The organism is Microlunatus antarcticus, assembly GCF_014193425.1.
GTDB lineage: Bacteria > Actinomycetota > Actinomycetes > Propionibacteriales > Propionibacteriaceae > Microlunatus > Microlunatus antarcticus.
The window spans coordinates 2,750,069-2,768,931 of the sequence record NZ_JACHZG010000001.1; the positions used below are offsets into that span (position 1 = coordinate 2,750,069).

Sequence of the window (18,863 nt, forward strand, 5' to 3'; positions counted from 1 at the left end):
CAACCGCGCCAGCCGCGGCGTACGCGGCTGGGTCGGAGGTTCGCGGCTGAGGTGCAGCCCCGGTGGTGAGTGCCCCAGGAACGACGACGGCCCGCGTACGCCGAGGCGTACGCGGGCCGTCCTGGTCGTGCCGGCCGTCAGCCCCGCTGGAGCGTGGTGGCGCCGGTCATGATCGCGACCGCCTCGGTGGGCGTGTGCGACTTGGGCGTGATGACGCCGGCGCACCCGCCCAGGCGGGCGATGTGGATCCGGTCGGCCACCTCGAACACGTTGGGCATGTTGTGGCTGATCAGGATGACCGGCAGGCCCTTGGCCTTGATCTGCTGGATCAGGTTCAGCACCTGCCCGGTCTCCTTGACGCCCAGCGCGGCGGTGGGCTCGTCGAGGACGACGAACTTCGACGCGAACGTGGCCGCCCGGGCCACGGCGACGGCCTGGCGCTGACCACCGGACAGCGTCTCCACCGCCTGGCCCATGTTCTGGACGGTGGCGATGCCCAGGTTGGCCATCGACTTGCCGGCCGCCTCCTTCATGCCCTTCTTGTCCATCATCCGGAAGACCGACCCCAGCACCCCGGATCGACGCATCTCCCGGCCGAGGAACATGTTGGCCGAGATGTCGAGCGCGGGCGCGACGGCGAGCGTCTGGTAGACGGTCTCGATGCCGGCGCCGCGGGCGTCCTGCGGGGTCTTGAAGCTGATCTCCTTGCCGTCCAGGTAGAGCTGGCCGGAGTCCGGCGTCAGGGCGCCCGTGGCCGCCTTGATCAGGGTCGACTTGCCGGCCCCGTTGTCGCCGATGATCGCGAGGATCTCGCCCGGGTAGAGGTCGAGGTCGACCCCGTCCAGGCCGATGACCTTGCCGAACGTCTTGATCAGCTTGCGGGCCGACAGGACCGTCTGGCTCGGGTCCGCGATCCCCTGCTGGACGGCGTCGAGGTCGACGCCGTTGACCGTGCCGTAGCCGGCCTCGCTCTGGGTTGCGCTCATGACTTCACCTTCCGGATCCACTGGTCGATGGCGACGGCGACGATGACCAGGACACCGGTGGCGAACACGCGCCACTGGTCGTCCACGCCGGCGAGGCTGAGGCCCAGCCGGAACGCGTACACGATCAGCGCGCCGATCATGGTGCCGATGATGGCGCCGCGACCGCCGAAGAGGCTCGTGCCGCCGATCACGACGGCGGTGATGCTCTCCAGGTTGGCGTCGGTCAGGGCGTTCGGGCTCGCGCTGCCCGCGCGGCCGATCTGGAGCCAGGCCGTGAAGCCGTAGAGCAGGCCCGCGACGGTGTAGACGCTCAGCAGGACCCGGTTGACCCGGATGCCGACCAAGCGCGCCGCCTCGATGTCGTTGCCGACCGCGTACACGTGCCGGCCCCAGGTGGTCTGGCTGAGGGCGAAGCCCACGACCGCCGCCATGAGGGCGACGATGATGACGCCCCAGGTGATGTTCAGCGGCCCGATGTGCCGGACGCTGCCGGCCCAGTTGACCGAGGCGGGCAGGGCGGTGGACTGGATGTTGGAGCCACCGGAGTAGAGCAGGCCGGCGGCCAGGAAGATGCTCAGCGTCCCCAGGGTGACGATGAACGGTGGCAGGTTGATCCGGGTCACCAGGAACCCGTTCAGCAACCCGCCCGCCGTGCCCACGAGGATCCCGATCAGGATCGCCAGCGGCCCGGGCACGCCTCCGGCAGAGGCGAGGCTGGCCATGATCAGCATGGAGAACACCGTCAGCGCGCCGACCGAGAGGTCGATGCCGGCGGTGAGGATGATCAGGGTCTGGCCGATGGCCAGGGCGGCGATGATCGCCACCTGCTGGAGCAGGATCGAGATGGTCGACGGCTGCAGGAACCGCGGGTTGACCAGCGTGAAGACGATGACGGCGATGATCAGCACGAGCAGCGGGCTCAGGGCCGGCTGGGCGTGCAGGACGTGCTGGATGCGTTGGGCCGGTGACTGGCGACGCAGCGCGAACTGCTCGGCCGCGGTCGCCGGCTGCTGAGCCGGTGCGGTGGTGGTGGACACGTGGGCTTCCTTGCCGTTGGTGGTGCGTGACCAGTGAGGGTGCTCGGCACCCGGGGGAACGTGCCGGCCCGGCCGCAGGGCCGGGCCGGCACGTCCTTCGCGAGGATCAGTCCGCGGGGTTCAGGCTGCAGCGCTCACGCTGCAGAGCCGTCAGCCCCAGCAGATCTTCGACGCGGCGTCGGAGGTGATGCTCTCGAGGCCGTCGACCGGCTTGTCGGTCACCAGGGCCACGCCCGTGTCGAAGAAGTCGAGCCCGGGGGTCACGGCCGGCTTCGCTCCGCCGTCGGCGATCTGCTTGATCGCCTTGACGCCGAGCTCGGCCATCTTCACCGGGTACTGCTGCGCGGTCGCGCCGATGATCCCGGCCTTGACGTCCGCGATGCCCGGCGAGCAGCCACCGTCGACCGAGACGATGGTCGCCGTCACGCCCGCGGCCTTGAGGGCCTCGGCGGCGCCGGCCGCGGCCGGCTCGTTCAGCGTGTAGACGAGGTTGATGTCCTTGGTCTTGGACAGGCAGGTCTCCATGGCCGACTTGCCGAGGTCCTGGGCGCCCTTGGTGGGCTCGTTGCACACGATGGTGTACGAGCCGCCCTTGCCGCCGGTGTAGCTGCCGGACTTGTCCTCGTCGCCGTTCTTCTTGATGTCCTTGGTGTCGATGCCCATGCCGGTCAGGAAGCCCTGGTCGCGGCCTAGGTCGACCGAGACGACCTTGTCGTTGTAGAGGTCGAGCAGCGCGATGTTGGCCGGCTTGCCGTCCTGCTTGGCCGCCGCCCACTTGCCGATGGCCTCGCCGGCCTTGAAGTTGTCGGTGGCGAAGGTGATGTCGACCGTGTCCGCGGGGTCCGGCGGCGTGTCGAGCGCGATCACGAACAGCCCCTGCTTGCGGGCGTTGTTGATCGCCGAGTTGACGCCCGGGCCGTTCGGGGTGATGAGGATGCCCTTGTCGCCACGGGCCACGGCGGCCTCGATGGCCTTGACCTGGCCGTCCTCGTCGCCGTCCGCCGCGCCGGCGGCGTAGGTGAGCGTGACGCCGTCCTTGGCCGCCTCGTCCTCGGCGCCCTTCTTCATGGCGAGGAAGAAGGGGTTGGTGGAGGTCTTGGTGATCAGCGCGACGGCGATCGTGCCGCCGGAGCCGCCGTCGCCCGAGCTGGTGCCGCTCGGGGTGGCCGAGCCGGCGCAGGCCGTCAGCGACAGCGAGGCCGCGGCGGCGAGCACGACGCCGGCCATCAGGCCGCGTCGTCGACCGCGGGCGAGGGGTAGAAACTTCTTCATGAACGTGATCCCTTCGTTGGAATGACGCACCGTATGTCGCGTGACAACGGTGTCAGGCTTCATCTAAGATATTCTCAGCCGTGGTGTCAACCTCGGTTCGATCACGATTGTGCGAACACCGTCGTGAGGACAAGGAGGTTCACGTGACCGACCCAGCGCCCAGCCGCCACCCTCGAGGCCGCGCGACCATCCGCGACGTCGCCGCGCTGGCCGGAGTCGGCATCAAGACGGTGTCCCGGGTGATCAACCACGAGGCGAACGTATCGGTCGGAACGCGGGAAAAGGTAGAGCAAGCGGTAATGGCGTTGAAGTTCACGCCGAACCAGGGCGCCGGGGCCCTCCGCCGTGGGGACCGGAAGACGCTCACCCTGGGCCTCCTCCTCGACGCCGTCGACAACCCGTTCTCGGCCGCGATCCACCGCGCCGTCGAGGGTGCGGCGTGGGAACGGCAGACCGCCGTCTTCGGGGCGAGCTTCGGCGACGACCCGGACCGTGAGCGCGCTCTCGTCGAGGCCTTCACCCGCCGCCGCGTCGACGCGCTGGTGCTGACGACCATCTCCGAGGACCACACCTACCTGCAGACCGAGCGCGACCAGGGGGTGCCGGTCGTGTTCGTCGACCGCCCGCCGCGCGGGCTGGAGGCCGACACGGTCCTGACCGACAACCGGCACGCCTCGGCCACGGCCGTCGCCCACCTGCTGGCCCACGACCACCGCGACATCGCGTTCCTCAGCGACGACCTCGACGTGGCGACGGCCCGTGAGCGGTACCTCGGCTACACCGAGACGCTGCAGGACGCGGGCGTCCTGCCCGGCCCCGTCGTCACCGGGGTGCTCTCGGTGGAGGCCGCGTACGAGGCCGTCCGCGACCTGGTGACCGGCCCGCGCCGGCCGACCGCGATCTTCACCAGCCAGAACCTCGTGAGCATCGGCGGCATCCGCGCCCTGCACGACCTCGGGCTGCACCACGAGATCGCCATGGTCGGCTTCGACGACCTCTTCCTCGCCGACATGCTCGAGCCCGCGCTGACCGTGGTCGCCCAGGACCCGGCCGAGATGGGCCGTACGGCCGCCGCGCGCGTCTTCGCCCGCCTGGACGGCGACGACTCCCCCGCCGTCACCTCCGTGGTGCCCGCCACGCTGGTCGTCCGCGGCTCCGGGGAGATCCCGCCCGCGCACTGAGCCGGTCCGCCGGTTTTCTGACGCTCGTCCGCGTCTTCGCACCGCTCAGGTCGCATCGCGGTCGACGAGGGGCAGAAAACCGGCGAGAACCGTCGGCTCGCGGCGACGTCAGTCGAGCAGCCGTCGCAGAGCTCCGCCCGTGAGCAGCCCGCCGTCCACCGGGAGCGCGTGGCCCGTGATCCACGCGGCGTCGTCACCGGCCAGGAAGGCGACGGCCGCGGCGACGTCCTCCGGCCGACCCACGCGGTCGAGCGGGTAGAGCCGCCGGAGCCGGTCGGCCCCGCCGGGCTGGTCGTCCCAGACGCGGGTCTCGATCGTGGCGGGCAGCACCGCGTTCACCCGGACCCGGGGCGCCAGCTCCGCGGCCAGGTTGCTGACGAGGGAGACCACCCCGGCCTTGGCCGCCGAGTAGGGCTCGCTGCCGAGAGCAACCACGGCGTTCACCGAGCCGACGATCACCACGGCGGGGTGGACGTCGCTGGCCAGCAGCAACGGCGCCGCGGCGCGGCAGGTCCGGACCACGCCGAGGAGGTTCAGCTCGAGGAGCTCGAGCCACGTGCGGTCGTCGGTCTCGACGAAGCTCCCGTGCGCGCGATCTCCACCGGACACGTGCACCAGGACGTCGACCCGGTCCAGCGAGTCGAACAGGGCCTCGACCGACGTGCGGGAGGTGACGTCCACCGCAGCCGCCCGGTGCCCGGACCCGGGCAGGGTCGCGCCCGCCGCCTCGCACGCCGCCTGCTCGAGGTCGGCCAGCACGACCACGGCGCCCTCGGCCGCGAGGCGTCGCGCGACCGCCAGACCGATGCCGGTGCTCCCGCCGACCACGAGCACCTGTCGGTCCACGAACCGGCGCAGCCGGAGGTCGCCGTCGGTCTGCATGGCGAGATCTTCGTCCCTCTGCGCACCGTGCGGGGACCGCCCGACCCGCGGACGAGTAGATTTCGCTCACCCGACCGGGCACGGCACGATCACGGGTGAAGACCCGCGAGCCAGCAGGAGCGAGAGGAAGCGTCCGCATGACCGAGCCGGGAGGGGCCGCGCCCACCCCAGGAGCCACCGCCCCCGCACCGTTGAGCCCGCCGCAGCCCGCCGCCCTCACGCTGACGGCGCCCGAGCCGGTCGCCGCGGTCGCGACGACGCAGGCCCCGGCCATGGCGCCGCAGGTGGACCCCAAGCAGCTGCCCGCGCTCGACGACCGTGTCGAGGGCTACCTCACCGCGCTGCTGAAGGCCCAGGCGCGCTCGCCCGAGTTCGCCCGGCAGGCCGACAACGTCCGCACCATGGGCGACTCCGAGATCCGCAAGGCGGCGGAGACGTCCAACCGGCTGCTGCAGACGCCGGTCAAGGCGCTGCAGGAGGGCGGGCTGTCCCAGGGCTCGAAGGTGGGCCGGACGCTGCTCGAGCTGCGCCGCACGGTCGAGGAGCTGGACCCGAGCCAGGCGACCGGCCCGCGCAAGTTCCTGGGGATGATCCCGTTCGGGGACAAGGTCGCCGACTACTTCCGCAAGTACCAGGGCGCGCAGAGCCACCTCGACGCGATCCTGCACAGCCTGCGCAACGGCCAGGACGAGCTGAGCCGCGACAACGTCGCGCTCAACCTCGAGAAGCAGAACCTCTGGACCGTGATGGGCCGGCTCAACGCCTACATCTACGTCGCCGAGCAGCTCGACGGCCGGCTCGAGGAGAAGATCGCCGAGCTCGAGCTGATCGACCCCGAGCGGGCCAAGGCGCTGAGCCAGGACGTGCTCTTCTACGTCCGCCAGAAGCACCAGGACCTGCTCACCCAGCTCGCGGTGTCGATCCAGAACTACCTCGCCATCGACGTGATCATCAAGAACAACATCGAGCTGATCAAGGGTGTCGACCGCGCGTCGACGACGACCGTCTCGGCCCTGCGCACCGCAGTCATCGTCGCCCAGGCGCTCAACAACCAGAAGCTGGTGCTCGACCAGATCACGGCGCTCAACACGACCACGTCGGACCTGATCCAGCGGACCTCGGAGCTCCTGCGCGACAACTCCGCCTCCATCCAGAAGCAGGCGGCGTCGGCGACCGTCGGGCTGCCGCAGCTGCAGGCCGCCTTCGCGAACATCTACGCCACGATGGACTCCATCGACGCCTTCAAGGCCGAGGCGCTGACGTCGATGAGCACCACCATCGGGGCGCTCGAGTCCGAGGTCGCGAAGTCACGCAGCTACCTCGACCGCGTGTCGCGCTCGGACACGAACCTCGCCTCCGGCGCGCTCGAGCTCGGTCCCGAGACCGACGGCTGAGACCGGGCCGGGACGAGGGATGGGCTTGCGCGACTGGTGGGACCGGGTGAACGGGCGTACGCCCGAGCCCGCCGCCCCCGAGGTCGTGCTCGACCGTGTCCCGACCGAGGAGGACCTCCTCGCCTCGCTCGACGCGACCGACGCCGCGGTGGCGGGCGGAGCCGTACCCGCGCCCGTGGCCTCCCGCGTCCGGCGGATCACCCGGACGGTCCGCGAGACCCTGCCGCGCGTCCGCAACCTCGGCCTGGGCAGCGCGGAGGCGTACGCGGTCACCGCCACGGCGACCGACTACCTGCCTGAAGCGCTCGCCGCGTACACCCGGCTCCCCCGGCAGTGGGCGGACTCCCGCCCGGTCGAGGACGGGAGGACCTCGCTGATGCTGCTCATCGACACCCTCGACCTGCTGGCCAGCTCGATGGACGCGATCTTCGACGCCGCCGTCCGGGTGGACGCGAACGCGCTGGTCGTGCAGGGACGGTTCCTGCAGGAGAAGTTCGGGCACGCGTCCTCGGACCCGACGAGCCCAGGACTCGGACCCCTGTGACGCCGCGCTCGTCCGAGCCAGATGGGCTGCGGTCGGCCCTGGAGTCCGCCCTGGCCCGCATCGCCGCGCTGCGCGAGGCGTCCGAGGCGATCGCCACCCCGGCCCCGCCCGGGCTCAACCCGCTGGACCTCCTCGGCTCCCCGGCGCTCGGCGCCGTCAAGTTCCCGGGGATCGGCGCGGGGACGGGTGACCTGCCGCTGGCTCCGGGAGAGACGCCGGCGATCAGGACGTCGGAGCACACCCCGGAACCTCCCCCGCCCGCCGCCGCGGCTCCCGCGACGCCCGAGGAGCCGGCGGCCACGCAGGCCCCGGCCGAGCCGAAGAAGACCGTCGAGGAGCTGCTGGCCGACCTCGACGCGCTGACCGGGCTCGCCGAGGTCAAGGGCGAGATCCACCGGCAGGTCGCCGTGCTGCGGGTGGAGAAGATGCGGGCCAGGGCCGGGCTGCGGTCGGCGACGATCACCCGTCACCTCGTGTTCGTGGGCAATCCGGGCACGGGCAAGACGACCGTCGCGCGCCTGGTCGGCGGGATCTACGCCGCTCTCGGGCTGCTCAGCCAGGGTCAGCTGGTCGAGGTCGACCGTTCGGAGCTGGTCGCGGGCTACCTCGGGCAGACCGCGCTCAAGACCGCGGAGGTCGTCGCGTCAGCGGCCGGCGGCGTGCTCTTCATCGACGAGGCGTACAGCCTGGCCGGGGACCAGTACGGCCAGGAGGCCGTCGACACCCTGGTCAAGGAGATGGAGGACCGCCGCGACGACCTGGTGGTGATCGTCGCGGGCTACCCGGGTCCGATGGTGGGCTTCGTCGCCCAGAACCCCGGCCTGTCCAGCCGGTTCCGCACGACGCTGGAGTTCGCCGACTACACCGACGACGAGCTGCGCTCGATCCTGGCCTCGATGGCGGGTGGCGCCGACTACGACCTCGGCGACGGCTGCGCGGACCGCTTCACCGCCCTGCTGGCGACCACCCCGCGCGGCCCGACCTTCGGCAACGCCCGCTTCGCCCGCAACGTGCTCGAGGCCGCCATCGGCCGGCAGGCGTGGCGGCTGCGCGACGTCGAGGAACCCACCGTCGACGAGCTCCGCGGCCTCGTCCCCGACGACCTCGGGGCGGACCCGGCACCGCCGATCACCGACGACCCTCTGCTCGGGATCGCCCCGGACGGACCTCCGGCAGGCGATGCTGGAGCCCCCCAGACCCCGCGGCCGTCACCCCCGACGGACGCCGCGCCGAGCGAGGAGCAGCCCGGATGAGCCAGACGTCCTCCGCGCCCGCCCCGGCCCGGCCGGCCCCGTCGGCACCGCCCAGCCCTGCCCCGGCCCCCACACCGGCTGTCCCGACGCCGCTCGGCGCGGTCCCGGTCGAGGTCGCGCAGCCCGTCACCGACACCCCGGCGCGGCTGCGGCGCCTCCGGAACGTGGTGGTCGCGAGCGGGCTCGTCCTCGCCGTGCTGGGCACGACCGCGATGGCCCTGCTCACCCTGACGCTGCGGCAGGCCGCCAACGACGTCGAGCAGCTCGTCCGCGTGCAGACCATCGAGACCGACCTGCTCGTCGCCGACGCCAACGCCACCAACACGTTCCTCGTCGGCGGGCTCGAGTCGCCGCAGCGCCGGGCCGCGTACGACGACGCGCTCGCGGAGGTCGCGGGGCTGGTCTCCCAGGCCGCCCAGGCGCAGCCCGCCGACGCCGACGCGCTCGCCGCCCTCAACGCGCAGGTCCTCGACTACGCCGGACTGGTCGAGGCCGCGCGGGCGAACAACCGGCAGGGCCTCCCGGTCGGCGCGCAGTACCTCCGCGAGGCGAGCAACGGGCTGCGCACCGACGCGCTGCCCCTCGCGGACGCGCTCGTCGAGGCCAACACCGCCCGCGCCGCGGCCTCCCTCTCCACCGGCTGGGGCTGGGTCCTGCCGCTCCTCGCCCTGGGCGCCACCGCGGCCTTCGTGGTCGTCCAGCTCCGCGTCGCGCGGCAGTTCAAGCGCCGGGTCAACGGCGGGCTGCTGACCGGCTCGATCGTGCTGCTCGGCCTGTCGCTGGCCTCGGTCGTGGCCCTGGCCGCCCTGTCGGTCCTCGTGGGCACCGCCCGCAGCGACTTCGAGAGCGTCAGCGACGTCGGGACGGCCCGGGTCCAGGCCAACCTCGCGAAGTCGTCGGAGAGCCTGACCCTGATCGCCCGCGGCTCGGGCGGCACCTACGAGCAGTCGTGGCAGGCCTCGGACGCCACGGTGCGCGAGCGCCTGTCCCGGGTCCGCGACGGCTCGGTCTTCGAGGGCCAGTGGGACGGCTACACCAAGGTCCACACGCAGATCCGCAGCCTCGACGACGGCGGCTCGTGGGACGACGCGGTCGGCCTGGCCGTGGGCTCGGAGAACGGCTCGTCGAACGCCGCCTTCGCCCCCTTCGACCAGTCCGTCGCCCGCTTCGTGGCCGGCACCGGCACCGGCGCGGTCAACGACCTCCGCGGCAGCCACGGCGGGCTGCTCCTCGGCTGCGTGCTGACCTTCTTGGCCGGGCTCGGCGCCGCCTGGGCCGGCAGCCGCGGCATCGCGGCCCGGCTGCGGGAGTACCGGTGAGCGCCCGACCGGCCGGACGGTCCCCGCGCCGCGGGCTGCTGGCCGGCGCGGCGCTGGCGCTCTGCGCACTCCTACCCGCCTGCGCGGTCTTCGGCACCGACGAGACGCCGGTCCCCGTGCCCGCCGCGGCCACCGCCGCGCCCTCGGGGGCCCCCGCCGCGCCCGCCGCCTGCGACGACGCCACCACCTCGTACGCGCCGAGCGAGCTCACGAGCAGCGACGACCTGCCGGCCGGCTCCACGATGGCGAAGATCAAGAAGCGGGGTCGGCTCGTCGCCGGGGTCTCGGCCGACAGCTACCTGCTCGGCGCGCGCGACCCGCTCGGCGGCCAGATCCAGGGCTTCGACATCGACTTCGTGAAGGCGATGGCCAAGGCGATCCTCGGCGACGAGAAGAAGTACCAGCTCGTCGTGATCACCGCCGCGCAGCGCATCCCCGCCCTGGAGTCGGGGCAGGTCGACCTCGTCGCCCGGAACATGACCATGACCTGCGACCGGTGGAAGCAGATCGCCTTCTCCTCGGAGTACTACCGGGCCGGTCAGAAGATCATGGTGCGGCTCGGGTCGAAGGCCACCTCGCTGGCCGACCTGGCGGACCAGCGCGTGTGCGCGCCCAACGGCACGTCGAGCATGGAGAACCTCGTCCGCCTGCAGCCGAAGGCCGTGGCCGTCGGGTCCGACAGCCACACCGGGTGCCTCGTGCTGTTCCAGCAGGGGCAGGTCGACGCGATCACCGGCGACGACACCGTGCTGGCCGGCCTGGCCGCCCAGGACCCGTACGCGGTGGTCCCCGAGCAGAAGGCGTTCACCGCGGAGCCGTACGGGCTGGGGATGAACGCGAAGGACGTCGACCTGGTCCGCTTCGTCAACGCCGAGCTCGCGCGGATGCGCTCCGACGGCGAGTGGACCACGATCTACGACCGCTGGTTCTCGGGCCCGCTGGGCTCCGCCCCCGCTCCGCCGAAGGCCGTCTACGGACGGTCCGCGTGAGCGGCACGGGCACGGTGCGCGCGGTCCCGGCGGGCGTGCCCGCTCCCCCGGCCCCGGGCCGGCTGGGCGAGGCGCTGGAGCCCGAGGCGGCCCTGGCCTACCTCACGGCCCTCGGCGACTGGCTGAGCCGTCGTCGCGCCGAGGTCGACGCCCTGGACGCCGAGGTGCTCGGTGCGCCCGACCCGGCGCGCTACACCGGCGACATCACCCTGGCCCTGACCCTGTGGCAGGCCGTCGCGGACCGCGAGGCGCAGCTGCGCGGGGTCTGGGACTCGGGCCGTGTCGGCCGCGACGAGCGCGAGCGGATGGCGACGCTGGTCTGGGGCCGGCGCGAGACCGCTGCCGGTCGCGGTCCCGGCCGGCCGAGCAGCCCGCTCGCCCTGTCCGTCCCCGAGGCCTGCCGGCTCACCGACGCGGTCGTCGGCGAGCTCCGCGAACGTCTCGGTCTCGACCCCTCGGGCGCGCAGACGAACGTCCGCGTCGCGGCCCTGCGCGCCCAGCTCGAGCGGCTGCGCGACCAGACGACGCTCGAGCCGGTCGGGTCGCCCCGCCAGCGGGCCGCCGACCACGTGGCCGCCCTCGCGCGCCGGCTGACCGACGCCGTCGACAAGGCCGGTCGCGGTGGTGACGTCGGCGGCATCCTCGGGCCCCTCGAGGTCGAGGCCGCCACGCTGGAGCGCGACCTCATCGTCGGCGGCGCCCGCCGGCGCGAGGCCGGCGCCCTCGTGGCCCGCGTGCGGTCCCGCCGGACCGACCTCATGGCCCGCGCCGCGACGTTCCGCACCCTCGCGGAACGGTGCGTGGCCACCGTCGAGGACGCCCCGCGCTACGCGGTCCCCGACGTCGCCGCCCTCGGCCCCCTGCCCAACACGGCCGCCGCGCTGACCGCGTACGAGCAGCGCCTCGACCTGGTCGGCCGCGCGCTCGCGGTCGCGGAGCAGGCGTACGGCCGCGCGCTGCAGGCCCACGACGACCGCGACGCACGGCTCGCCGCGCTCCGGGTGAAGGCGGAGGCGACCGGGCGCGCCGACGAGCCCGACCTGCAGCGCGCGTACGGCATGGCCCGCGCCGCGCTCGACGCCCGACCCTCACGCCCGGCCCTGGCCGAGCAGCTCGTCACGCTCTACGCCACCTACCTGGAGGCCCGGTGACCGCGACCGCCGTCGGACCCGCGTGCACGCAGCCCGGCTGCACCGGCACCATCGTCGACGGCTGGTGCGACGTGTGCGGCAGCCCCGGCACCGCCGCGGCCGCCCCGGCGCCCGCGCCCCGGAGCACGGTCGGACCGCCGCCCGCCGTGGCGTCGGGCCGCTGCACCCAGCCGGGCTGCACCGGGACGGTCGTCGACGGCTACTGCGACGTCTGCGGGACCCCCGCCGGGACGCCCGCCGCCGAGACACCGCTCGCCCCGCAGCCGGGCGGGGCCGGGTCGACCGTGACGCGCGGCTCCAGCCGGCTGGGGTCCACGGCCCTCGGCTCCTCACGGCTGAACGGTGGTGCCTCGCGGGCCACCCGCCGGGTCGGCAGCGGGTCGCAGCGGCTGCGCGCCGCCCGCCTCGGCGCGGGCCTGACCCGTGTCCCGCCCGCCCCCGTCGTCGACGCCGCGAACGCGGTCCTCGTCGACGCGTCCGTGCCCGAGAACAAGCGGTCCTGCGCCCGCTGCGGCAAGCCGGTCGGCCGCAGCCGCGACGGGCGGCCCGGCCGGCCCGAGGGCTTCTGCGCGAGCTGCGGCGCGCCGTACTCCTTCACCCCCAAGCTCAAGGCCGGCGACCTGGTCGCGGGGCAGTACGCCGTCGCCGGCGCCCTCGCGCACGGCGGACTCGGCTGGATCTACCTGGCGCGCGACAAGAACGTCTCCGACCGCTGGGTGGTGCTCAAGGGCCTGCTGAACTCGGGCGACCCGGACGCCCTGGCGGCGGCGATCGCGGAGCAGCAGTTCCTCGCGGCGGTGGAGCACCCGCTGATCGTCGAGATCTACAACTTCGTGACGCACGAGGGTGCGGGCTACATCGTCATGGAGTACGTCGGCGGGGTCTCGCTCAAGCAGATCCTCAAGGAGCGGATGCGGGCCAACCACGGCGTCTTCGACCCGCTGCCCGTCGACCAGGCACTGGCGTACATCCTCGAGGTGCTGCCCGCCTTCACCTACCTGCACGACCTCGGGCTGGTCTACTGCGACTTCAAGCCCGACAACCTCATCCAGGTCGGCGACGCGGTCAAGCTGATCGACCTGGGGGGCGTCCGCCGCATCGACGACGACGACTCCGCCATCTACGGCACGGTCGGCTACCAGGCCCCCGAGGTCGCGCAGCTCGGCCCGAGCGTCGCTTCCGACATCTACACGATCGGCCGCACCCTGACGGTGCTGATGACCGAGTTCCGCGGCTACCAGACGACGTACGTCGCCAGCCTGCCGCCGGTCGCCGACACCCCCGTCCTGGCGTCGCACGACTCGCTGCACCGGCTGCTGCTCAAGGCGTGCGCGCCCGACCCGGCCGACCGCTTCAGCTCCGCCGACGAGCTGCGGGTCCAGCTGCTCGGCGTGCTCCGCGAGGTCGTCGCCGCCCACACCCCCGGCACAGCGCTCACCTCCGCCGCCTCGGTGCTCTTCGAGGCCCCGGCGATCACGGGCGGGCTGCTCGAGGCACGCGACCTGCCGTCCCTGCGCGTCGACACCACGGACCCCCAGCACGCCTGGCTGAGCAACGTGAGCGCCGAGGACCCGGCCGACCGGCTCACGTTCCTGCAGACCGCGCCGGCGCTGAGCCCCGAGGTGCTGCTGGCCCAGGCCCGCGCCGCGCTCGAGCTGCAACGGCCCGACCTCGTCGCCCAGGCCGTCGACCAGATGCTGCGTGCCGACCCGTGGGAGTGGCGCGCAGTGTGGATGAGCGGCCTGGCGGCGCTCGAGGCGGGCGACTTCGGAGCGGCCCAGTCGGCGTTCAACGCCGTCTACGGCCAGGTGCCCGGCGAGCTCGCGCCCAAGCTGGCCCTGGCCCTGGCCTGCGAGCGCGGCGGCGAGCCGGACGTGGCCGAGGGCCTCTACACGACCTGCGCCGGCACGGACGCGAACTACGTCGCCGCCGGCGCCTTCGGGCTGGCGCGGCTCCGCAGCGCCCGCGGTGACGTGCCGGGCGCGGTCGCGGCCCTGGACCTCGTGCCGTCGACCAGCCGCGCCTTCAGCGACTCCCGCCGGCTGCGGGCGGTCGCGCTCGCCGGACCGGCGGCGGACCTGCCCCAGCTCGCGCAGGCGCTCGGCAGCCTGGAGGGCGTGCGGCTCGACCCGCACGAGCGCGGCCTGCTGACCGCCGGCATCCTCGAGCGCGCCCTGGCCCGGGCGCAGAGCGCCGCTCCGCTCGGCACCCCCGGGCCCCCGGCGCAGGCCCTCACCGTCGGGCGGTACGCCGCGCAGCCGGACGCGCTGCGCGACGGGCTCGAGGCGACCTATCGTGAGCTCGCCCGCAGCGAGGACGACGAGGCGCGCAGCCACGCCTGGGTCGACCGGGCCAACGCCGTACGAAGGTGGACCCTGCGATGACCGAGAACACCTGCCCGGCCTGCGGGGCGGGCGTCGAGCCCGGCCAGGCCTTCTGCGAGTCCTGCGGCGCCGCGCTCTCCGGCCCCGCCCAGGCCGCCCCCGCCGACCCGACCCTGACCGCGGTCGAGCAGGACGCCCCGATCGAGCTCACCCGCGCGACGTCGACCACCGCGTCGGCGACCGCCGACGCGCTCGTGCCCGCCGCGCGGTGCCTGTCCTGCGGCAGCGAGGTCGGCGAGGACGGCTACTGCACGGTGTGCGGGACCAAGGCCCCGATCCCGCGCGACCACTACGTCGAGCAGCCGGCGAGCTGGGTCGCCGCGGTGTGCGACCGGGGCGTGAAGCACCACCGCAACGAGGACGCCACGGCCGTCGCCGCCGACCCGGAGCCGGGGTCGCGCGCCGTGCTGGTCGTCTGCGACGGCGTCTCCACCTCCACCGACTCCGACATCGCCTCGCTGGCCGCCGCGCGGCGGGCCCGCGACGTGCTCGTCGCGCTCCAGCCGACCGGCCTGCCCAACCCCGCCAGCCGCGCGGGGGCGATCGCGGGCGCCATGGTCAGCGCGGTCGCGCAGGCCAACGACGCCGTCCTCGCGGCGACCCCCGAGGGCGGGCCGGACGCCGCCGCCTGCACCTTCGCCGCCGCCGTCGTCGAGGGCGACCTCGTGGTCTTCGGCAACGTCGGCGACAGCCGGGTCTACTGGCTGCCCGACGCCGGCGGCACCGGGATGGGCGCGGCGCCGGCCGAGCTGAGCCTGGACGACTCGATGGCCCAGGCCCGCATCGCCATGGGCGTGGACCGCGTCACCGCCGAGAACGGCCCGCAGGCCCACGCCATCACCAAGTGGCTCGGGCGCGACGCGCCGGACGTCGTCCCCCGCACCGGGTCTGTCATCCTCGGCCACCCCGGCTGGGTCCTCGTCTGCTCCGACGGGCTGTGGAACTACTGCTCCGAGGCCGACCAGCTGGGCGAGCTCGTGACGACCCTCTCCGGCGAGACCACCTCACCGCTCGAGCTCGGCGAGGCGCTCGTCCGCTGGGCCAACGAGCAGGGCGGGCGCGACAACGTCTCGGTCGCCCTCGCCCGGCACTGAGGCCTGGCTCTCAGTCCCGCAGGTCGTACGCCTGCTGCGACGCCGACACGTCGCCGAGGTGCTCGATCGACCACTGCTGCAGCGCGCGGAGGGGTTCCTGCAGGGTCCGGCCGGCCTCGGTGAGCCCGTACACCACGCGGACGGGCACCTCGGGATAGACGGTGCGGCGCACGAGCCCGTCGCGCTCCAGGCCGCGGAGGGTCTGGGTCAGCATCTTCTGCGAGACCCCGGCGATACGTCGCCTGAGCTCGGAGAAGCGGGCGTCGCCGTGGTCGAGGACGCCGATCACGAGCACGGTCCACCGGTCCCCGATGCGGTCGAGGATCCGGCGGGTCGGGCAGTCCGCCTGGTACGGGTCGCCCGGCAGCAGCGGCGTCGCCGAGGTGGTTACCACAAAGTGCCTTCTTCCGAAGAGGGACCAGGTCTCCTACGGTAACCGGGTGGCCCACGCACGGGCCGCACCCGCATCGAGAGAGGCATCCCATGTCCCGCATCACCGTCCTCGGCGGCACCGGCTACGCCGGGTCGGCCGTCGTCGCCGAGGCCGCCGGCCGCGGCCACGACGTCACCGCGTTCAGCCGGACGCTCCCCGCGCAGCAGGTCCCCGGCGTGACGTACGTCCAGGGCGACGCCACGGACGAGGGCGCGATCGCCTCGGTCGTCTCCGGCGCCGACGTCGTGGTGGCCGCGCTCGCCCCCCGGGGTCCGCTGACGAGCTCCTTCCGCGACGTCTACCGCACCGTCGCCCGCCTCGCGGACGTCGAGGGAGCCCGGCTCTTCGTCGTCGGCGGCTTCTCCTCGCTCCGCCCGGCACCGGGAGCGCCGCGCTTCGTCGAGGACCTCAGCGAGGTCCCCGCCGCGCTCCACGGCGAGATCCTCGCGGGTGCGGCCCTGATCACCGAGGACCTCCCCGCGGCGTCCGAGACGCTCGACTGGGTCTTCGTCAGCCCGGCCCAGCTGTTCGGCTCGTTCGCCCCCGGCGAGCGGCGGGGCGTCTACCGCCTCGGCGACGACGTCGCCGTCTCGCCCACCGACGGCGGGGCGATCTCCGCCACCGACTACGCGCTCGGGCTGGTGGACCTGGTCGAGCAGGACGACCACCACCGGGCCCACGTCAACCTGGGGTACTGAGCGGTCGTCCCCCCGGGCCGGCGGACCTGCTGGCCCCTCATACTGAGGGGCCAGCACCGCGACGAGGAGGACGCACGATGGCGGAGTTCGCCGCGACCGTCTACCAGAACGAGTTCCTGCCCGAGGGCGGCACCGACGTCAACGCGATCGTGACGGTCACGTGCACCGGGGCGGGCGCCGCCGGGCGTACGGGCTCGGGGGACGCGGGCGAGATCATCATCGTCGACACCTCCGGCTCGATGGGCCGGACGCGGATGGAGGCGGCCAAGCTCGCCGCCGACGCGGCGCTCGACCAGATCGCGGACGGGACCTGGTTCGCGGTCGTGGCCGGGACGCACCAGGCCTACCTCGCCTACCCGCCGGTCCGGTCCGGCCCGGGCATGGTCGTCATGGACGCCAACCACCGCTTCCAGGCGCACCAGGCGGTGCAGCAGTTCCGGGCCGACGGCGGCACAGCGATGGGCCAGTGGCTCACCCTGGCCGGGCGCCTCTTCGACTCGGTCGGCGGCCCGGGCGGCGACACGCTGACCAAGCGCCACGCGATCCTGCTGACCGACGGCGAGAACCACAACGAGCGCCCCGACCAGCTCGACGCGGCCGTCGCGGCGGTCGTCGGACGCTTCCAGTGCGACTGCCGCGGGGTCGGCGTGGACTGGCAGGTCGCCGAGGTGCGCCGGATCGCCCAGGCGCTGCTCGGGACCGTCGACATCGTCCCCGAGCCCGACCAGCTGCGGGCCGAGTTCGCCGCGCTGATGCAGGCCTCGATGGCACGCGGGATCGCCGCCGCGGACCTGCGGGTGTGGACGCCGCAGGGCGCCCAGCTGCTCTTCGTCCGCCAGGTGTCGCCCTCGGTCGAGGACCTGACGACGCGGCGTACGGACGTCAACGCCCTCACCGGCGCCTACCCCACGGGTTCGTGGGGCGACGAGTCCCGCGACTACCACGTGGCCGTCCGGCTCCCGGCGAAGTCGCTCGGCCAGGAGCAGCTCGCCGCCCGCGTGCAGCTGGCGGTCGGGCCGGACGTCGTCGCCCAGTCGCTGATCAAGGCGCGGTGGTCCGACGACGAGGGCCTCACCACGCGGATCAACGCCGAGGTCGCCCACTACACCGGCCAGACCGAGCTCGCCGACGCGATCCAGGAGGGCCTCGCCGCCAAGGCGTCCGGCGACGAGGCCACCGCGACGACCCGGCTGGGTCGTGCGGTGCAGCTGGCCGAGGCCACCGGCAACGCCGAGGCCACGACACGGCTGCGCAAGGTGGTCGACATCGACGACCCCGAGACCGGCACCGTACGGCTGCGCCGCGACGTCGAGAAGGCCGACGAGATGGCGCTCGACACCGCCTCCACCAAGACGACGAGGATCCGGTCGTGAACCGCTGCCCGAACGGCCACTTCACCAGCGCGGCCGACTACTGCGACATCTGCGGCGCGCCGATCGACGCGGCCGGGGACCAGGCCGGAGCCGTCGAGAACGCTCCCGCCGCGACCGCCGACCCGGCGGTCGGCGCGACCCCCGGCCTCGAGCCCTGCCCGAACTGCGGGACCCCGCACACCGCGGACGCCCTGTTCTGCGAGGGGTGCGGTTACGACTTCACCACCGGCGCGATGCCCCGCCCCCTCGACCCGCCCGTCGGGGCCGACCCGGCTCCTCCGGTCGGCGCCCAGCCGGACGCGTCCGTGGTGACGGGCGAGCCCGACGCCGCCGCGACGCCGCCCCCGACCGACGACTCGGGCCTGCCCGACGTCCCCGCGCCGGCCGCCGTGGCCCGCTGGGTGGTCGAGGTCTGGGTGGACCCGGCCTGGTACACCGAGTCGCAGAGCCCGGACCCGCTGCCGTCGGCCGGTCCGCCGCGCACGGTCGTGCTGACCAGCCGGTCGGCGCTGGTCGGGCGGCCCTCCACCAGTCGCAACATCCACCCCGACGTGGACTGCGCCGACGACACCGGCGTCAGCCGGCGGCACGCGCAGCTGACGACCGACGGCACCCGCTTCTGGGTGGAGGACCTCGAGTCGGCGAACGGGACGTTCGTCGCGGCGAGCGGGGGCCCGCTGCCCAAGAACCCGGTCGCCGTCGGCGCCAAGCAGGAGCTCGACGCTGACGACCGCGTGTACGTCGGCGCCTGGACCCGGCTCGTCGTCCGCCCGGCCACCGAGGACGAGACGGCATAGGGCGAGACGCTCCCCGATCCTGTCGAAGGGCCTCGAGGAGGTCGGCGTCTCGATGGACGCGATCTCCGCCCGGCGC

17 protein-coding genes are annotated in these 18,863 nt (G+C 73.7%); 12 read left to right on the forward strand and 5 right to left on the reverse strand.

The genetic code is table 11. From position 1 onward, the window contains the following. Positions 1 to 137: 137 nt before the first annotated feature. The 3 genes from FHX39_RS12840 to FHX39_RS12850 form a co-directional block, all read right to left on the reverse strand. Positions 138 to 986, reverse strand: a complete 849-nt coding sequence (locus tag FHX39_RS12840; RefSeq protein WP_183338993.1) for an ATP-binding cassette domain-containing protein — start codon at positions 984 to 986, stop codon at positions 138 to 140. After that, on the reverse strand, positions 983 to 2,023 hold the full coding sequence (locus FHX39_RS12845) for an ABC transporter permease (RefSeq protein ID WP_183338995.1): 1,041 nt from the start codon (positions 2,021 to 2,023) through the stop codon (positions 983 to 985). The genes FHX39_RS12840 and FHX39_RS12845 overlap by 4 nt, the downstream gene beginning before the upstream one ends. A 150-nt stretch (positions 2,024 to 2,173) precedes the next feature. Beyond that, positions 2,174 to 3,295 carry a substrate-binding domain-containing protein gene (locus FHX39_RS12850; RefSeq protein WP_183338997.1) on the reverse strand — a complete coding sequence of 374 codons (1,122 nt, stop codon included), beginning with the start codon at positions 3,293 to 3,295 and terminating at the stop codon, positions 2,174 to 2,176. A 143-nt stretch (positions 3,296 to 3,438) separates the two neighbouring features. Between FHX39_RS12850 and FHX39_RS12855 the strand changes: the two genes are divergently transcribed. After that, positions 3,439 to 4,476, forward strand: a complete 1,038-nt coding sequence (locus tag FHX39_RS12855) for a LacI family DNA-binding transcriptional regulator (protein WP_198423385.1) — start codon at positions 3,439 to 3,441, stop codon at positions 4,474 to 4,476. A 108-nt stretch (positions 4,477 to 4,584) separates the two neighbouring features. On the opposite strand, the gene FHX39_RS12860 is transcribed toward FHX39_RS12855, so the two are convergent. Then, positions 4,585 to 5,358 carry an SDR family NAD(P)-dependent oxidoreductase gene (locus tag FHX39_RS12860; RefSeq protein ID WP_183338999.1) on the reverse strand — a complete coding sequence of 258 codons (774 nt, stop codon included), beginning with the start codon at positions 5,356 to 5,358 and terminating at the stop codon, positions 4,585 to 4,587. Between the two features lie 137 nt (positions 5,359 to 5,495). Between FHX39_RS12860 and FHX39_RS12865 the strand changes: the two genes are divergently transcribed. From FHX39_RS12865 to FHX39_RS12895, 8 genes are read left to right on the forward strand one after another with little or no spacing between them, the layout of a single operon-like run. Continuing rightward, positions 5,496 to 6,752, forward strand: a complete 1,257-nt coding sequence (locus tag FHX39_RS12865) for a toxic anion resistance protein (RefSeq protein ID WP_183339001.1) — start codon at positions 5,496 to 5,498, stop codon at positions 6,750 to 6,752. 19 nt (positions 6,753 to 6,771) lie between these two features. Continuing rightward, the gene (locus FHX39_RS20720; protein WP_198423386.1) at positions 6,772 to 7,296 is read left to right on the forward strand and encodes a hypothetical protein; all 525 of its coding nucleotides are present in this window, start codon (positions 6,772 to 6,774) and stop codon (positions 7,294 to 7,296) included. Then, complete coding sequence (locus tag FHX39_RS12870) at positions 7,293 to 8,549, forward strand: AAA family ATPase (RefSeq protein WP_332836816.1); 1,257 nt, start codon at positions 7,293 to 7,295, stop codon at positions 8,547 to 8,549. Before FHX39_RS20720 ends, FHX39_RS12870 begins: the two co-directional genes overlap by 4 nt. Then, the gene (locus tag FHX39_RS21215; protein ID WP_183339005.1) at positions 8,546 to 9,868 is read left to right on the forward strand and encodes a hypothetical protein; all 1,323 of its coding nucleotides are present in this window, start codon (positions 8,546 to 8,548) and stop codon (positions 9,866 to 9,868) included. The genes FHX39_RS12870 and FHX39_RS21215 overlap by 4 nt, the downstream gene beginning before the upstream one ends. Continuing rightward, positions 9,865 to 10,857 (forward strand): glutamate ABC transporter substrate-binding protein, encoded by a 993-nt coding sequence (locus tag FHX39_RS21220; protein WP_183339007.1) that lies wholly within the window; start codon positions 9,865 to 9,867, stop codon positions 10,855 to 10,857. Before FHX39_RS21215 ends, FHX39_RS21220 begins: the two co-directional genes overlap by 4 nt. Then, positions 10,854 to 12,008, forward strand: a complete 1,155-nt coding sequence (locus FHX39_RS12885) for a hypothetical protein (RefSeq protein WP_183339009.1) — start codon at positions 10,854 to 10,856, stop codon at positions 12,006 to 12,008. Before FHX39_RS21220 ends, FHX39_RS12885 begins: the two co-directional genes overlap by 4 nt. After that, the gene (locus FHX39_RS12890; RefSeq protein ID WP_183339011.1) at positions 12,005 to 14,392 is read left to right on the forward strand and encodes a serine/threonine-protein kinase; all 2,388 of its coding nucleotides are present in this window, start codon (positions 12,005 to 12,007) and stop codon (positions 14,390 to 14,392) included. Before FHX39_RS12885 ends, FHX39_RS12890 begins: the two co-directional genes overlap by 4 nt. After that, complete coding sequence (locus FHX39_RS12895) at positions 14,389 to 15,486, forward strand: protein phosphatase 2C domain-containing protein (protein ID WP_183339013.1); 1,098 nt, start codon at positions 14,389 to 14,391, stop codon at positions 15,484 to 15,486. The genes FHX39_RS12890 and FHX39_RS12895 overlap by 4 nt, the downstream gene beginning before the upstream one ends. Before the next feature lie 10 nt (positions 15,487 to 15,496). On the opposite strand, the gene FHX39_RS12900 is transcribed toward FHX39_RS12895, so the two are convergent. After that, positions 15,497 to 15,880 carry a winged helix-turn-helix transcriptional regulator gene (locus FHX39_RS12900; RefSeq protein ID WP_183339015.1) on the reverse strand — a complete coding sequence of 128 codons (384 nt, stop codon included), beginning with the start codon at positions 15,878 to 15,880 and terminating at the stop codon, positions 15,497 to 15,499. Between the two features lie 89 nt (positions 15,881 to 15,969). Here FHX39_RS12900 and FHX39_RS12905 point away from each other — a divergent pair, with 89 nt between their 5' ends. The 3 genes from FHX39_RS12905 to FHX39_RS12915 all read left to right on the forward strand — a co-directional run bounded on the left by FHX39_RS12905 (position 15,970) and on the right by FHX39_RS12915 (position 18,787). Further along, positions 15,970 to 16,617 (forward strand): NAD(P)-dependent oxidoreductase, encoded by a 648-nt coding sequence (locus tag FHX39_RS12905; protein ID WP_183339017.1) that lies wholly within the window; start codon positions 15,970 to 15,972, stop codon positions 16,615 to 16,617. A gap of 77 nt (positions 16,618 to 16,694) precedes the next feature. Then, positions 16,695 to 17,990, forward strand: coding sequence for a vWA domain-containing protein (locus FHX39_RS12910; protein WP_183339019.1), 1,296 nt, complete (start codon positions 16,695 to 16,697; stop codon positions 17,988 to 17,990). Further along, positions 17,987 to 18,787, forward strand: a complete 801-nt coding sequence (locus FHX39_RS12915; protein ID WP_183339021.1) for an FHA domain-containing protein — start codon at positions 17,987 to 17,989, stop codon at positions 18,785 to 18,787. The genes FHX39_RS12910 and FHX39_RS12915 overlap by 4 nt, the downstream gene beginning before the upstream one ends. The last annotated feature ends 76 nt before the right edge of the window (positions 18,788 to 18,863 follow it).

Excerpts from the sequence above, each read along its gene's own strand:
- FHX39_RS21215 (WP_183339005.1), top strand. The coding sequence starts at position 8,546 with ATGAGCCAGACGTCCTCCGCGCCCGCCCCGGCCCGGCCGGCCCCGTCG.
- FHX39_RS12910 (WP_183339019.1), top strand. The coding sequence starts at position 16,695 with ATGGCGGAGTTCGCCGCGACCGTCTACCAGAACGAGTTCCTGCCCGAG.
- FHX39_RS12895 (WP_183339013.1), top strand. The coding sequence starts at position 14,389 with ATGACCGAGAACACCTGCCCGGCCTGCGGGGCGGGCGTCGAGCCCGGC.
- FHX39_RS12865 (WP_183339001.1), top strand. The coding sequence starts at position 5,496 with ATGACCGAGCCGGGAGGGGCCGCGCCCACCCCAGGAGCCACCGCCCCC.
- FHX39_RS12905 (WP_183339017.1), top strand. The coding sequence starts at position 15,970 with ATGTCCCGCATCACCGTCCTCGGCGGCACCGGCTACGCCGGGTCGGCC.
- FHX39_RS20720 (WP_198423386.1), top strand. The coding sequence starts at position 6,772 with ATGGGCTTGCGCGACTGGTGGGACCGGGTGAACGGGCGTACGCCCGAG.
- FHX39_RS12840 (WP_183338993.1), bottom strand. The coding sequence starts at position 986 with ATGAGCGCAACCCAGAGCGAGGCCGGCTACGGCACGGTCAACGGCGTC.
- FHX39_RS12850 (WP_183338997.1), bottom strand. The coding sequence starts at position 3,295 with ATGAAGAAGTTTCTACCCCTCGCCCGCGGTCGACGACGCGGCCTGATG.
- FHX39_RS12860 (WP_183338999.1), bottom strand. The coding sequence starts at position 5,358 with ATGCAGACCGACGGCGACCTCCGGCTGCGCCGGTTCGTGGACCGACAG.